Source organism: Jatrophihabitans sp. (genome assembly GCF_036000465.1).
Taxonomy (GTDB): Bacteria; Actinomycetota; Actinomycetes; order Mycobacteriales; family Jatrophihabitantaceae; genus Jatrophihabitans.
Window position 1 is genome coordinate 142,173 of record NZ_DASYFV010000044.1, and the last position, 13,964, is coordinate 156,136.

Here is a 13,964-nt window from a genome sequence, read left to right on the forward strand (position 1 = left end):
CGGCCGGGCCCGGCCCCGCCGTCACGTCAGGGACGAGTGCAAAAACCCGGTGACGCGGGCCGTCCACTCCTGCGGTCGGGTGACCAGGCCTCCCGTGTGACCGGCGTCGGGGACGGTCCACACCTGGACCCGGCTCGGCGCCGCCGACTCCAGGTAGGCGGCCGCCCGCGCCTCGTCGGGAGAACCGCCCGCCGTGATCAGGAGGAACGACGTGCCGGACGCTCGGTCTATCGCGCTGTGCAATGTCGGCGGGAAGGGCGCCGGGCTGAGCAGCCGCGTCGTCCCGAACGTCATCCAGTCCAGGTAGCGCTGGACCGCACCGCTCATCCCGCCGGGCAGCCAGCCGGATTTGTCGCCCGCGGTGCGGCCGGTCGCCCCCTCGGCGACGACGGCCCGGAGCGCCGGGACCGCCGCGGCGGCACCGATCGCCTCCTCGCCCCCCATCGACAGGCCGAGCACCCCGATGCGCGCCGGGTCGACGTCGGGACGGTGCTCGAGCAGGCCGGCCGCCGCCGCGATGTCGCGGTCGCCGTACCACCCGAGATCCATCACACGACCGCCGCTGCGTCCCTGACCGCGGGGGTCGATCAGCAGGGCGCCGTACCCGTTGCGGGCGACTGCGGCCGCCTGGGGGAGTGCCGCGGTACGGGTTGAGCCAGCGCCGGGAACGACCACGACCGCCGCACCGTTGTGGGACGGCAGGTACCACCCGGACAGCCGGACGCCGTCCCCGGTCATGACGCTGACGTCGGCGTACGGCAAACCGTAGCGGGCCGGTGTCGCCGAGCCGAGCCCGGTGCGGGGCGAGTAGGCGTACATCGTGCCCAGCGCAACCGACCACATGACGCTCAGCGCGACGAGCGTGACCGGCACGAACCAGAGCCGACGCCATCGCGACATGGCTCGCCACGAGACCACGGCCGCCCCGATGCCCAGCCCGAGACCCGTAACCAGCAGGATCAGGCCGAGGACGGCCGGACCCGTGAGCCCGACCTTGACCAGGTGGCGTCCGGCGAGACCGCCGCCGACCGCGGTCGCCAGCACGCCCACGACCGCCGCCGCGGCGACGGCACCTCTCCGCGCCATCCTGCGGACCCGGCGACCCGACGCCTCACTTCCGGGCAGCGCCGCGGGCATCGGGGAGCCATCGGTGCGCATCGTGCGGCCGGTTGCGCCACTCGACGGGTGATGGGGCCGTCCCACCCCGTGTCGTCAGGCGCCGCATCCAGCGCGGGAGGTACCAGTTGCGATCATCCAGCAGGGCCATCACCGAAGGCAGCAGCACGGCCCGGACGACGGTCGCGTCGAGGAGGATGGCGACCGCCAGGCCCACGCTCAACTGCTTGAACTGCTGCAGTGACAGCGTCCCGAACACGGCGAACACCGTGACCATGATCACGGCCGCGCTGGTGACGACACTGGCCGTGCCCCGCACGCCGTCGCGCACGGCGTCACGCGTCGTCCGCCCCGAGTCGTGCGCCTCCTTGATCCGGGAGACGACGAAGACGTTGTAGTCCATCGAGAGCCCGAACAGCACGACGAAGACGAACAGCGGGATCCAGGACTCGATGGCCCCGGGCGCGGTGGCATTGATCAGGGCGATGCCCCAGCCGTACTGGAACACCGCGACCATCACCCCGTACGCCGCCGCGACGGAGAGCAGGTTGAGCACGATCGTCGTGGCCGGGATGACGAGCGAGCCGAAGGCGACGAGCATCAGCACGAAAGTGATCGCCATGACGACGACGATCACCGGGACGATGCCGCGCCGCAGCTGCGCGGTGAAGTCGAGGGACGACGCGAGCGCGCCGCCGACGTAGGCGTGGGCGCCCGGCACCCGGCCGAGGGTGCTCGGCACGATGCGGTCGTGCAGCACCCCCAGCGCGGCGCGGGAGGTGGCGTCGGAACCGGACCCGGTTAGAGGGACCTCGATCCGCACCAGCCCGGCCGACGCGTAGTCGACCACCCGGATGGCCTGCCCGGTCGGGATGCGGCGCGACACCTCGGTGCGCAGGTCGGCGATCGCCCGGGTGACGCGCGGTGCCGCGGTGTCACCCGTCCGCAGCACGATCACCGCCGGCGCGGGACCGCCCGGGAAGGCGCGGGTGATGTGCTGGTAGCTCCGCACGATCGGCGTGCTGGTCGGCAGGATCTGCTCCACGCTCAGTGTCTCGGTGTGCAGGCTCAGCGCGGGCGCGGCCAGCACCAGCAGCGCGGCGCCAGCCAGCGCGGCCGACACGGCGGGGTGCGCGAGCACCGGCTTGAGGACCGCGCGCCAGAACCGCCCGCCCTCGGCCGAGAACCGGCGACGGGACAGCAACGGGATTCGCCCCAGCTCGACCTTGTCGCCGAGCAGTGACATCAGTGCCGGCAGCACGGTCACCGAACCGACGACGGCGATCAGCACGACGGAGATGCTCGCGACCGCGAACCCGGCGAACAGCTGCATGCCGGACAGGAACATGCCGGCCATGGCCACCATCACCGTCAGCCCCGACACCAGCACCGACCGGCCGGACGTCGCGGCCGCGATCTCGAGCGACCGTCGCGGGTCGTGCCCGCGGGAACGCTCCTCGCGTTCCCGGCGCAGGTAGAACAGGCAGTAGTCGACGCCGACGGCCAACCCCATCAGCAGCATGACCGAGCTGGCGGACGGGTCGACGTGCATCGCGTGGCTGATCAGGGCGAGCAGGCCGTTGGCGGCGAGGAACGCGGTGAGCGCGAGCAGCACCGGCAGCACCGCGGCGAGCAGGGCACCGAACACGACCAGCAGGATGCCGAGGGCCAGCGGGACGGCCGTCCACTCGGCCCGGGTCGCGTCCTTGCCGATGGTGTCCTCGAACCACTTGTTGGCGCTGGCGTCGCCGAACTGCTCGACGGTCAGGGCCGGGTGGGCCGCCCGCACCTTCGCGACGGCGTCGAGCACGGGTTGCACGTGGTTCTGGGCCTGGTCGAGCGGCCCCTTCATTGCGAACTCGATCAGCACGTCCCGCCCGGTGGGCGAGACGACCGGTGGCCGCAGGCCGGTGACCACGCCCGTGGCGGTCACGCCCGACATCAGGGACTGCACGGTAGTGCGGTCGACCGCGGCCGTCGCCGAGTGGAGGTACACCAGCTCCTGCGCCGGGGCGTCGACCCCGGCCTGTACGAGCAGGTCCTCGGCACGGCCGGACTCGCCCACGCCGTACTCGGCCCGGGTCATGTGCACCTGCCCGACCGCGCCGCCGATCAGCACCGTCACGAGGACGAGCAGCACCCACGACCCGATGGCCGCCGCGCGGTGGGTTGCGCTCCAACGAGCCAACGATGCAGCCAGATTCCGACGCTGTGCCATGACGTCACCTCTCGCCCGACGCTTGCGTTCATCCAGCCAGCACCCGGCGGTGCCGCCCAGGGAACAACGTCAGCGCCGGCCGGTCCGAACGTCCTGGCCGCTCCGCGCGGTCAGCGGGGCGTGATGCCGTACTCCCGCCAACGCCGCTCGACGAGGGCCTGGGTGCTGTCGTCCAGCACGCACTCGGTCGGCCAACCGCCGTCGCGGCGGTAGCCCTCGGTCGGCAGCTTGCGGGTGGCGTCGATGCCGAGCTTGCCGCCGAAGAACTGCTCGTAGCTGGCGTGGTCGAGGTGGTCGACGGGGCCGACGGTGTGCAGCGCGTCGTGGGCGTAGTCGACGTTGCCGAACGCGCGCCAGGCCACCTCGGCGTAGTCGTGCACATCGCAGTCGGCGTCGACCACGACGACCAGCTTCGACAGGCTCAGCAGGCCGGCGCCCCAGATCGCGTTCATGACCTTCTGCGCGTGCTTCGGGAAGCGCTTCTCGATCGAGACGATCACGCAGTTGTGGAAGACGCCGGCCTCGGGCAGGTCGTAGTCGACGATCTCGGGGACGGTCAGCTGGATCAGGGGCAGGAAGATCCGCTCGGTGGCCTTGCCGAGCGGGCCGTCCTCCTGCGGCGGCCGGCCGACGATGATCGACTGGTAGATCGGGTCGCTGCGCATCGTCAGCGTCTCGACCTTCATGAACGGGAACGGCTCGACCGGCGTGTAGAAGCCGGTGTGATCACCGAAGGGGCCCTCGGGCAGGCGCGCGCCCGGCTCGACCCAGCCCTCGAGCACGACCTGGGCCGCGGCCGGCACCTGCAGCGGTACCGAGACGCAGTCGACGAGCTCGACCCGCTCGCGCTGCACGAAACCGGCGAACAGGTACTCGTCGATGTCACCGGGCAGCGGCGCGCTGGCGGAGTAGGTGACGGCCGGCGGGCAGCCGAACGCGATGGCGACCGGCAGCCGCTCGCCGCGGCGCTCGGCGATCGACGCGTGGTTCGTCGAGTCCTTGTGGATCTGCCAGTGCAGGCTGACGGTGCGCTCCTCCTGCAGCTGCAGCCGGTACATGCCGAGGTTGCGCGCGCCGGTCTCGGGGTGCTTCGTGTGCGTCAGGCCGAGGTTGAGGAACACGCCACCGTCCTCGGGCCACGCCTTCACCCCGGGCAGCAGTTCGACGAGGTCGATCTCGTTGCCCCGCAGGACGACCTCCTGGCACGGCGCCGACTTCACGTGCCGCGGCGGTACGGCGCGCAGCTGCCCGACCTTGCCGAGCGCGTCCTTGAAGCCGCCGAAGCCCCTGGGCAGCTCGGGCTTGAGCAGCTCGGCGATGCGGCGACCGATCTCGTCCAGGTCGTGGACGCCGAGGGCGCGGGCCATGCGGCGCTGCGTGCCGAAGGCGTTGAGCAGCAGGGGCATGCGGCCTCGCGTCGGGTTCTCGAACAGCAGCGCCGGACCGTTCTCGCGCAGCGTTCGGGCGACGATGCCGGTGACCTCGAAGTGCGGGTCGACCGGCACCTTCACGCGGGCGAGATCACGGTCGCGCTCGAGGGCGGCGATGAAGTCCTGCAGATCGGCGAAGGCCACGCCTCAGTATCCCGGGTGGCGTCCGATCGATCCGATGCGGTGCCCGCCCCGGCCGGTGCACGTTCTTCTCCGAGTGTGTATTACGGCGTAAACGGAAAGGCTTCTCCGTTTACGCCGTAATACAAACTCAGAAGACGACCCAGCGCCTCCCGCTACCCTCGCCGCCATGGTCCAGGTGCTGCTCGTCGAGGACGACGCCGCGATCCGCACCGCGCTCACCCGCGCGCTGCGCGACCAGGGGCACGTCGTCTCGGCGGTCGGCTCGGGCATGCCGGCGCTGTCGGCGGCGGTGGAGCAGAAGCCCGACGTCGTGCTGCTCGACCTCGGCCTGCCCGACATCGACGGCGCCGACGTGCTGTCGATGCTGCGGGCGGTCAGCGACGTGCCGGTGATCGTGGCGACGGCCCGCGACGACGAGTCGTCGATGGTGCGCCTGCTCGACCTCGGCGCCGACGACTACGTCATCAAACCTTTCACCGCGGCCCAGATCACCGCGCGGATCCGGGCCGTCATGCGCCGTACCGGACGCACCGACGAGGACCCGGTGATCACCGTCGGCGGCCTGACGATCGACACCCGCAGCTACGAGGTGACGGTGGACGGGCGGCCGGTCGAGCTCGCCCGCAGGGAGTTCGAACTGCTGCTCGCGCTGGCCCGGCGGGCCGGTGAGGTCGTCACGAAGCGCGACCTCCTCAGCGAGGTGTGGCAGCTGGCCTGGGGCGGTTCCGACCGCACCGTCGACGTGCACCTCTCGTGGCTGCGCCGCAAGCTCGGCGAGACCGCGGCCGCGCCGCGCTACCTGCACAGCGTGCGCGGCGTGGGCGTCCGGCTGGCCGCGCCGACCGACCCGGTCTGAGCCGTGCGCCGCCGCATCCTGCTGCTCGTCGTCGGTATGACGACGCTGGTCGTGCTGGCGTTCGCGATCCCGCTCGCCGTGCTGATCCGGCACACCGTCTACGCCGATGCGCTGACGTCGCTGCGCACCGACACCAGCAAGATCGGGCTCTACCTGCGCAGCGCCGACGCCGCCAAGACGTCGGACGACATCACCAGCTACCTCGCCTCGATCAGCGACGGCCGGCGGGTGTCGGTGCAGCTGCCCGACGGATCGGTGCTCGGTACGTCGCCGCCGGGAGATGTCGCCGAACTGCCGGACGCGAGCGGCGGGTCGGGCGAGCCGGACGGCGGGCCGGGGTTCGGTGGTCGCGGCGGTCCGCCCGACGCGGCACTGGTGTCGTGGCAGGGCGGCCGGCTCTCGCAGCTGGTCGTTCCTGAGCCGTCGTTCCGCGGCGGCTTCTACGTGGTGCGGGTCTTCGCCTCCGACGGCGAGCTGCACTCGGGCGAGAACGGGTGGTGGCTGCTCCTCAGCGGGGCCGCTCTCGCGCTGCTGGCGATCGGCGTGCTCGCCGGCGAGGTCATGACCCGCCGCATCGTCCGCCCCCTGGTGGAGACAGCGGCCACGGCCCAGCAACTCAGCGCCGGCGACACCACCGCCCGGGCCCCCACCGACGGGCCGGGCGAGGTGGCCGACGTCGGGCACGCCCTCAACCGGCTGGCCGATCGCATCGACGAGCTGATCGCCGAGGAGCGCGAGACGGTGGCCGACCTCTCGCACCGGCTGCGCACGCCCCTGACGGCGTTGCGCCTGGACGCCGAGGCGCTGCGCGATCCGACCGAGGCCGAGCGGGTCGGCGGCCACGTCAGCGCGCTCGAACGCATGCTCACGGCGGTCATCCACGCGGCCCGCCGCCCGCAGCGGGAAGGACGCATGCCGTCGTGCGACGCGTCGGCCGTCGTCGCCGAGCGGGTCGCGTTCTGGTCGGCACTGGCCGACGACCAGAACCGGGCCTGCACCCTGACCCGCCCGCCGGCGCCGCTGCTCGTGCGGGCCGGCGCGGAGGATCTCGCCGCCGCGCTCGACGCGCTGCTCGAGAACGTCATCGCCCACACGCCGGAGGGGACGGCGTTCGCGGTGTCGCTGACGCCGACCCCGACCGGCGCGCGGCTCGAGATCTCCGACGACGGCCCCGGACTGCCCCGCAGCGAACCGGTGCGCGGGCGCAGCGACCGCGGTTCCAGCGGTCTCGGTCTCGACATCGCGCGGCGGTGCGCCGAGAGTGCGGGCGGCGCGATGCACCTCGGCTCGAGCGCCACCGGCGGCGCGGCGATCGTCCTGGATCTCGGCGCGCCGTAGATCACCCATGCGGCGCCCAGCCAGGCTTAGGGAAGGCTTGATGTGGTGGTGACCCCGGCCTGACCCGGGCGCGGGCAAGGTCATCGGCATGACCCCGCGCACCCCCGCCGAGCGGCTCGCCGGCCGCGCTGCCATCGCCGGCACGATCGCCGCCACCGCCGCCGGAGCGCTCACGGTCGGACTGATCGTCGGGGTCTCGCGCAGCGCCGCGGCGAGCGCCACTTACACCTCGACCGGTACGTCGTCGGACACGACGTCCGGCCCGACGGACAGCACGACGGACAGCGGGCCGCAGCTCGGCTCGTTCCCGCCGGACCAGGCACCGCAGGGGGCGACCCATGGCTCCTGACATCTGGTACGCCGCCCGCGGGGCCGGGCTGTCGGCGCTTGTCCTGCTCAGCGTCTCCACCGCGCTCGGCGCGCTCGTCTCGCATCACGGCCGCGCGTCGACCCGCTACGTGGTGCAGTACCTGCACCGGGTGACCGCCCTGCTCGGACTGACGGCGCTGAGCCTGCACCTGGGGGCGATCCTGGCCGACAGCTACGCGAAGGTCGGCTGGCTGCACGCGCTCCTCCCGTTCGCCGCGCAGTACCGCCCCACCTGGGTCGGCCTCGGCACGATCGCCGCGTACACGTTCGTCGGCGTCGGGCTGCTCGGCCTCGCCCGCGGACAGATGGCCGGCACCGTCCGAGGCGCGCGCAGCTGGCGCGGCCTGCACGCGCTCGCCTACGCCGGCTGGGCCGCGGCCGTGCTGCACGGCGTCAACTCGGGCAGCGACACCGCGCTCGGCTGGGTACGGCTGATCTACGTTCTCTGCCTCCTCGGCGTGCTCGGGTCGGTGGCGTACCGCATCGCCGCCGTCCGCAGCACCTCCGGGCCGACCGGCGCCGACCGCTTCGCGCACATCGGACAACCGATCGATCCGCGCCGCACGACCGCACCGGTCCGCGTCCCGTCGGGAGCCTCGCGATGACCGCCCTGCTGCGCCGACCGACGGCACCACCGGTCGCGGACGGGCCGGCCGCCTGGTCGATCGGCGCGCCGCGGCTGCTGGCCGGGCTGCCGGCGTCCGGACACCTCGACCTCGCCGGCCACCTCGCCACCCACGGCCCGATGCCCGCCGCCGAAGTGGACAAGCTCCTTGCCTGTCTCGATGCGAGCGGGTTGGCCGGGCGGGGTGGCGCCGGCTTCCCGCTCGCCACCAAGCTGCGCTCGCTGCCGGCCGGCGGTGGGCGCGAGGTGATCGTCAACGGCACCGAGAGCGAACCGGCCAGCCAGAAGGACCGCGTGCTGCTGCACCGTGCCCCGCACCTCGTGCTCGACGGTGCGCTCGCGGTTGCGGCGGCGCTGGGAACCCGCGATGTCACGGTCGCGGTGCACGGTGAGGCGACGGCCGGTGTTCTCCGAGCCGCCGTGGCCGAACGGCCCGACGCCCGCCGGGTCCGCGTCCGCGCGGTACCCCGCGGGTTCGTGTCGGGCGAGGCGCGAGCGGTGGTCCGCGCGCTGCGGGGCGGTCCGGCCGTGCCCACCGGGCGCCGCACGCCGCCGTCCACCGAGGGCGTGCTCCTGTCGAACGTCGAGACGTTCGCGCAGGTCGCCGTGCTGCTGCGACTCGGGCCCCACCGCTTCGCCGACACCGGCACCGGCATCGAGCCCGGCACCACTCTGCTCACCGTCGGCGGCGCGGTCGGCCGCCCGGGTGTCGTCGAGATCCCGCCCGGCACGCCACTCGGCATCGTCCTCGCCGCGGCGCAGGCGGCCGAGCCGCACGCCGTCGTCATCGGCGGCTACCACGGCGCGTGGCACGCCCCGGTCCCCGCCCTCCGGCTCTCCCGCGAGGGCGTGCGGTCAGCCGGGGGCACGCTCGGCGCCGGCGTGCTGCTCGTCGTCGACCGCGACACCTGCGCGCTCGGCGAGCTCGCCCGGGTCGCCACCTGGCTGGCCGGCGAATCGGCCCACCAGTGCGGCCCGTGCCACTTCGGCCTGCCCGCCCTGGCGGCCGATGTCGCCGCCGCGGCGGCCGGCTGGTCCGGGGCCCCCGGCGCCGCCTTCGGCCACGCCCGGTCGATCGACGGGCGCGGCGCCTGCGCCCACCCCGACGGCGCCGCTCGCTTCGTCACCAGCGGCCTGCACCTGCTGCACGACGAGTCCGACCGGCACGAGCGCCACGGCACCTGCGGTTACCCCGTCCTCGGCCGTCTCCCGATCGGGGGCGGGCGATGACCGCGCTCGACATCGACTGGACCCGGTGCGACGGGCACGGGCTGTGCCACGCTCTGCTTCCCGGACGAATCGAGGTCGACGAGTGGGGCTTCCCGGTCCTGCGCGACGCGCGCGTCCCGGCCGCCGACGAGGCCGCCGTCCGGCGCACGGTCGCAGCCTGCCCGGCCCTGGCCCTGTACCTGACCTCGACCAGCTCCCGCTGACGTCCGTGAAAGGAACCCCGATGACCGCACTCGCGGCGATCGACGTCGAGATCGTCGTCCCGGTCTACAACGAGGAACGCGATCTCGAACCCGGCGTGCGCCGCCTGCACGAGTTCCTGCGCACCCGGTTCCCGTTCCGGTCGATCATCACCATCGCCGACAACGCGAGCACCGACGGCACCTGGACGGTCGCCTCCGGCCTGGCCGCCGACCTCGACGGCGTGCGCGCCGTCCACCTCGACGCGAAGGGCCGGGGCCGCGCGCTGCACGAGGTGTGGTCGGCGAGCACCGCGCACGTCGTCGGCTATATGGACGTCGACCTGTCGACCGACCTCGCCGCCCTGCTGCCCCTGGTCGCGCCGCTGATGTCCGGGCACAGCGACGTCGCGATCGGTTCGCGGCTATCGCGGACGTCGCGGGTCGTGCGCGGCCCGAAGCGGGAGTTCATCTCACGCAGCTACAACCTGCTGCTGCGCACGACGATGCGCACCCGCTTCTCCGACGCCCAGTGCGGCTTCAAGGCGATGCGGCGCGACTGCGCGCAGGCCCTGCTCCCCCACGTCCAGGACAGGGCCTGGTTCTTCGACACCGAGCTGCTGATCCTGGCCGAGCGCAGCGGCATGCGCATCGCCGAGGTGCCGGTCGACTGGATCGACGACCCGGACAGCCGGGTCGACATCACCTCGACCGCGATGGCCGACCTGCGCGGCATGGCCCGCGTCGGACGCGCGCTGCTGCGCGGCGACATCCCGCTGCACGACGTGCGCGCCGCCACCGGCCGCGGCGAGCTCGTGGCCGTGCCGGGCGTGCCGCCGAAGCTGGCCCGGCAGGCGCTGCGCTTCGGTTCGATCGGCGTGCTCAGCACGCTGGCGTACTCGCTGCTGTTCCTGCTCGCGCGGCCCGGGTTCGGCGCCCAGGGCGCCAACCTGATCGCCCTGCTGGTCACCGCCGTCGCGAACACCGCGGCGAACCGCCGGTTCACCTTCGGGGTGCGCGGGGAGGGGCACGGCAGGCACCAGTTGCAGGGGCTGGTCGTCTTCGCGATCGGGCTCGCCCTGACCAGCGGCGCGCTCGCGCTGCTCGGCCGGCTGACCTCACACCCGGCCCGCGCGGTCGAGCTGATCGTGCTCGTCGGGGCCAACCTGCTCGCCACCGCCGTGCGATTCGTCCTGCTCCGCGAGTGGGTCTTCGCCCGCCGCCCTGCCGCTTCGGGTTCGGGGGCGTCACGATGACATCCGTGGACACCGGCCCCCTGCCCCGCATCGGCGGCGAACCGACGCCCGGCCACGACTTCCCGCAGCCCGACCAGTCGTCCCCGGCCGCCGAGGCCACCCCGGTCGCCGCCGGCCTGACCGGACGCGAGCGCGGAATGCTCGGCGCCCTGCTCGGCGCCACCGCCCTGCTCTACCTGTGGGGACTCGGCGCCTCGGGCTGGGCCAACGAGTTCTACGCCGCCGCCGTCCAGGCCGGGACGACGAGCTGGAAGGCGATGTTCTTCGGCTCATTCGACTCGAGCAACTTCATCACCGTCGACAAGCCGCCCGCGTCGCTCTGGCCGATGGAGATCTCGGCCCGGATCTTCGGGTTCAACTCGTGGGCGATGCTGGTGCCACAGGCGATCGAGGGCGTGCTCACGGTATGGCTGCTCCACGCCACGGTGCGGCGCTGGTTCGGCCACTGGGCCGGGCTCCTCGCCGGCGCGCTGCTGGCGATGACCCCGGTGGCCGTGCTGATGTTCCGGTTCAACAACCCCGACGCCCTGATGACGCTGCTGATCGTGGCGGCCGCCTACTGCACCGTCCGCGCGGTCGAGGTCGCGTCGCTGCGCTGGCTCGCGCTCGCCGGGCTCGTGATGGGCTTCGCCTTCCTGGCCAAGGGGCTGCAGCCGTTCACCGTGCTGCCGGCGCTCGCCCTGGGCTACCTCGTCGCCGCGCCGACCACGCTGCGGACGCGGTTGCTGCACCTGCTCGCATCGGGCCTCGGCGTCATCGTCGGCGCCGGCTGGTGGGTGCTGGTCGTCGACCTCACCCCGGCGGCGTCACGCCCGTACATCGGTGGCTCGGGCGACAACACCGCGCTCGGCCTCGCTTTCGGCTACAACGGACTGTCCCGCATCACCGGCGACTCGGCCGCCGGGCCGGGTGGTGGCGGCGGCGCGAACTTCAGCGGCAGCACCGGGCTCGGACGCTTGTTCAACTCGCTCAACGGCGGCCAGATCTCGTGGCTGCTGCCGACCGCGCTCGTCGCGATGCTCGCCATGGCGGCCGCGACGGAGCGGCGCCCGCGCACCGACCGCACCAGCGCGGCCATGATCATCTGGGGTGGCTGGCTGCTCGTCACCGGCGGCGTGCTGAGCTTCGCCGGCGGCATCATCCACACCTACTACTCGGTCGAGATCGCGCCGGCCGTCGCGGCCGTCGTCGCGATCGGCGCCGTCGAGCTCTGGCGCCGGCGCGACACGATCGCGGCCCGCATCGGGCTGGCCGCGGGCGCGCTCGTCACCGGCATCTGGGGCTACACGCTGCTGCACCGATCGGCGACGTGGCACCCGTGGATCTCCTACCTGCTCATCGCGGTCGCCGGCGCCGCCGCCGCCCTGCTGCTCGTGCCCGCATCGATGGTGCGGCGCGGGCTGGCCGTCACGACACTTGCGGCCGGGGTCGTCACGCTCGGCGGCGGCTCGGCGGCCTACGCGCTGCAGACCGCCGCGACGCCGCACACCGGCTCGGTGCCGTCGGCCGGGCCCGCGGTCAGTAGCACCTTCGCCCGACCGGGTGGGTTCGGCGGGAACCGTCGCTTCGGCAGTCCGCCCGGAGGATTCCCGATCGGCGGCTTCCCCGGCCGTCCGGAGGCCGGCGGAGCGTTGCCCGGCGGCGCGACGTTCCCGGGCGGCGGAACGTTCCCGGGCGCGCCGAACGGCACCCGCGGAGCGGCGGGCGGCCTCGGGGGCTTCGGCGGCGGCACGACCTCATCGGCCCTGACGGCCCTGCTGAAGAACACGACCACGACGTGGGCGGCCGCGACCGTCGGCTCGATGTCGGCCGGCCCGCTGGAACTCGCCAGCGGCAAGGCGGTCATGGCCATCGGCGGCTTCAGCGGCTCCGACCCCGCTCCCACCCTGGCCCGGTTCACGGCCTACGTGAAGGCCGGCCGGATCCGCTACTTCATCGGCAGTGGTGCCGGCGGGGGCGGCGGCCCGGGCGGTCGCGGCTCCGGCGGCGCGTCCGAGATCGCGTCCTGGGTCAGCTCGCACTACACCGCGCAGTCCGTCGGCGGCCAGACCGTCTACGACCTCGCCGCCCCGTCCCGTTGAGTGGCGAGTACCCGGTTGAGTGGCGCGCAGCAACTCGCCATTGATCGCATCAACTCGCCACTCAACGGGGGCGGGGCGGGGCGGACGGGGCGGGCGGGCGCCGCTGCCGTCAGCTCAGGCCGGCGTAGCTGTGCAGGCCGGAGACGACCAGGTTCACGATCAGGAAGTTGAAGGTGATCGCGAAGAAGCCGGTGAGGTTGATCCAGGCGGCGGCGCGGCCCTTCCACCCGGCAGTCGCGCGGGCGTGCAGGTAGCAGGCGTAGACGACCCAGACGATGAACGCCCAGGTCTCCTTCGGATCCCAGCCCCAGTAGCGGCCCCACGCGGCCTCGGCCCAGATCGCGCCGCAGATGACGGCCACGGTGTAGAGCGGGAACGAGAACGCGACGACGCGGTAGGCGGCCTTGTCGAGCGTGGCGGCGGCGGGCAACCGGGTGGCCAGGTTGGCCAGCGCGCCCGGCTCGTAGTCGGGCCGGGTGATCTGCTTGTCGTGACGGGCCTTCACCAGGTAGAGCACGGTGAGCACAGCGCTGGTCATCAGCGCGCCCTCGGCGATCGACACGAGGGTCACGTGGATCGCCAGCCAGTACGACTGCAGTGCCGGCACCAGCGGCTGCGCCCGCGAGTAGAGCACCGTGCCGGCCAGGAACATCATCAGGATCACCGGCAGCAGGATGAACCCGCCGAGGTGACGGATGCCCGGCGCCTTCCACAGCACGGCCAGGAACGCGATGACGCCGACGAGCCCGGCCACGGAGGCGAACTCGTACATGTTGCTCCACGGCACCGCGTCGACGGCGATCGCGCGCACGCAGATCGAGGCGACGTGGATGGCGGCACCGATGACCGTCAGGACAACCGAGATGCGTCCGATGCGGTCGGCGAAGGGACGCTTGGACTTCGCCAGCGGCTCGGCCGGCGGCAGGGCGACGTCGTCGACCGGCGGACCGCCCGCGCCGACGAGCGTCTTGGCCGGGACGGGCGCGGCCTCGAGCTTGCGCCCGACGCGTCCGAACGCGTACTCGGCGGTGTGGCCGACCATCGCGAGCGCATACGTCGCGATCGCCGTCGTGAACAGCCCGTCCGACAGATGGGCCATGGATCCGTTGATGCCAGCCACGC

General features: G+C 73.2%; 12 protein-coding genes. 8 read left to right on the forward strand and 4 right to left on the reverse strand.

Annotation, left to right across the window (positions count from 1 at the left end; translation table 11 throughout):
* Positions 1-21: 21 nt before the first annotated feature.
* From VGN18_RS14560 to VGN18_RS14570, 3 genes are all read right to left on the reverse strand, one after another.
* Positions 22-1,086: an alpha/beta hydrolase gene (locus VGN18_RS14560; RefSeq protein ID WP_327540426.1), complete on the reverse strand. Its 1,065-nt coding sequence runs from the start codon at positions 1,084-1,086 to the stop codon at positions 22-24.
* A gap of 25 nt (positions 1,087-1,111) precedes the next feature.
* On the reverse strand, positions 1,112-3,334 hold the full coding sequence (locus VGN18_RS14565; protein ID WP_327540427.1) for an MMPL family transporter: 2,223 nt from the start codon (positions 3,332-3,334) through the stop codon (positions 1,112-1,114).
* 110 nt (positions 3,335-3,444) lie between these two features.
* Positions 3,445-4,908, reverse strand: a complete 1,464-nt coding sequence (locus tag VGN18_RS14570; RefSeq protein ID WP_327540428.1) for a menaquinone biosynthesis decarboxylase — start codon at positions 4,906-4,908, stop codon at positions 3,445-3,447.
* 166 nt (positions 4,909-5,074) lie between these two features.
* Here VGN18_RS14570 and VGN18_RS14575 point away from each other — a divergent pair, with 166 nt between their 5' ends.
* From VGN18_RS14575 to VGN18_RS14610, 8 genes are all read left to right on the forward strand, one after another.
* The gene (locus tag VGN18_RS14575) at positions 5,075-5,764 is read left to right on the forward strand and encodes a response regulator transcription factor (protein ID WP_327540429.1); all 690 of its coding nucleotides are present in this window, start codon (positions 5,075-5,077) and stop codon (positions 5,762-5,764) included.
* 3 nt (positions 5,765-5,767) lie between these two features.
* Positions 5,768-7,102, forward strand: a complete 1,335-nt coding sequence (locus VGN18_RS14580) for a HAMP domain-containing sensor histidine kinase (protein WP_327540430.1) — start codon at positions 5,768-5,770, stop codon at positions 7,100-7,102.
* Positions 7,103-7,190: 88 nt separating this feature from the next.
* A complete protein-coding gene (locus VGN18_RS14585) occupies positions 7,191-7,451 on the forward strand; it encodes a hypothetical protein (protein WP_327540431.1) in 261 nt (86 codons plus the stop codon).
* Positions 7,441-8,076, forward strand: coding sequence for a hypothetical protein (locus VGN18_RS14590; RefSeq protein WP_327540432.1), 636 nt, complete (start codon positions 7,441-7,443; stop codon positions 8,074-8,076). Before VGN18_RS14585 ends, VGN18_RS14590 begins: the two co-directional genes overlap by 11 nt.
* Positions 8,073-9,326 carry an NADH-ubiquinone oxidoreductase-F iron-sulfur binding region domain-containing protein gene (locus VGN18_RS14595; protein ID WP_327540433.1) on the forward strand — a complete coding sequence of 418 codons (1,254 nt, stop codon included), beginning with the start codon at positions 8,073-8,075 and terminating at the stop codon, positions 9,324-9,326. The genes VGN18_RS14590 and VGN18_RS14595 overlap by 4 nt, the downstream gene beginning before the upstream one ends.
* Positions 9,323-9,529, forward strand: coding sequence for a ferredoxin (locus VGN18_RS14600; RefSeq protein WP_327540434.1), 207 nt, complete (start codon positions 9,323-9,325; stop codon positions 9,527-9,529). Before VGN18_RS14595 ends, VGN18_RS14600 begins: the two co-directional genes overlap by 4 nt.
* 20 nt (positions 9,530-9,549) lie before the next feature.
* Positions 9,550-10,761 (forward strand): bifunctional glycosyltransferase family 2/GtrA family protein, encoded by a 1,212-nt coding sequence (locus tag VGN18_RS14605; RefSeq protein ID WP_327540435.1) that lies wholly within the window; start codon positions 9,550-9,552, stop codon positions 10,759-10,761.
* Entirely contained in the window at positions 10,758-12,842 is a 2,085-nt protein-coding gene (locus tag VGN18_RS14610; RefSeq protein ID WP_349259920.1) for an ArnT family glycosyltransferase, read from the forward strand. Before VGN18_RS14605 ends, VGN18_RS14610 begins: the two co-directional genes overlap by 4 nt.
* Positions 12,843-12,951: 109 nt before the next feature.
* On the opposite strand, the gene ccsB is transcribed toward VGN18_RS14610, so the two are convergent.
* Positions 12,952-13,962 carry a c-type cytochrome biogenesis protein CcsB gene (gene ccsB, locus VGN18_RS14615; protein WP_327540437.1) on the reverse strand — a complete coding sequence of 337 codons (1,011 nt, stop codon included), beginning with the start codon at positions 13,960-13,962 and terminating at the stop codon, positions 12,952-12,954.
* Positions 13,963-13,964 lie beyond the last annotated feature (2 nt).

Coding starts and splice junctions, on each gene's coding strand:
- VGN18_RS14565 (WP_327540427.1), bottom strand. CDS start 3,334: ATGGCACAGCGTCGGAATCTGGCTGCATCGTTGGCTCGTTGGAGCGCA.
- VGN18_RS14600 (WP_327540434.1), top strand. CDS start 9,323: ATGACCGCGCTCGACATCGACTGGACCCGGTGCGACGGGCACGGGCTG.
- VGN18_RS14605 (WP_327540435.1), top strand. CDS start 9,550: ATGACCGCACTCGCGGCGATCGACGTCGAGATCGTCGTCCCGGTCTAC.
- VGN18_RS14595 (WP_327540433.1), top strand. CDS start 8,073: ATGACCGCCCTGCTGCGCCGACCGACGGCACCACCGGTCGCGGACGGG.
- VGN18_RS14585 (WP_327540431.1), top strand. CDS start 7,191: ATGACCCCGCGCACCCCCGCCGAGCGGCTCGCCGGCCGCGCTGCCATC.
- VGN18_RS14610 (WP_349259920.1), top strand. CDS start 10,758: ATGACATCCGTGGACACCGGCCCCCTGCCCCGCATCGGCGGCGAACCG.
- VGN18_RS14560 (WP_327540426.1), bottom strand. CDS start 1,086: ATGGCGCGGAGAGGTGCCGTCGCCGCGGCGGCGGTCGTGGGCGTGCTG.
- VGN18_RS14575 (WP_327540429.1), top strand. CDS start 5,075: ATGGTCCAGGTGCTGCTCGTCGAGGACGACGCCGCGATCCGCACCGCG.
- VGN18_RS14590 (WP_327540432.1), top strand. CDS start 7,441: ATGGCTCCTGACATCTGGTACGCCGCCCGCGGGGCCGGGCTGTCGGCG.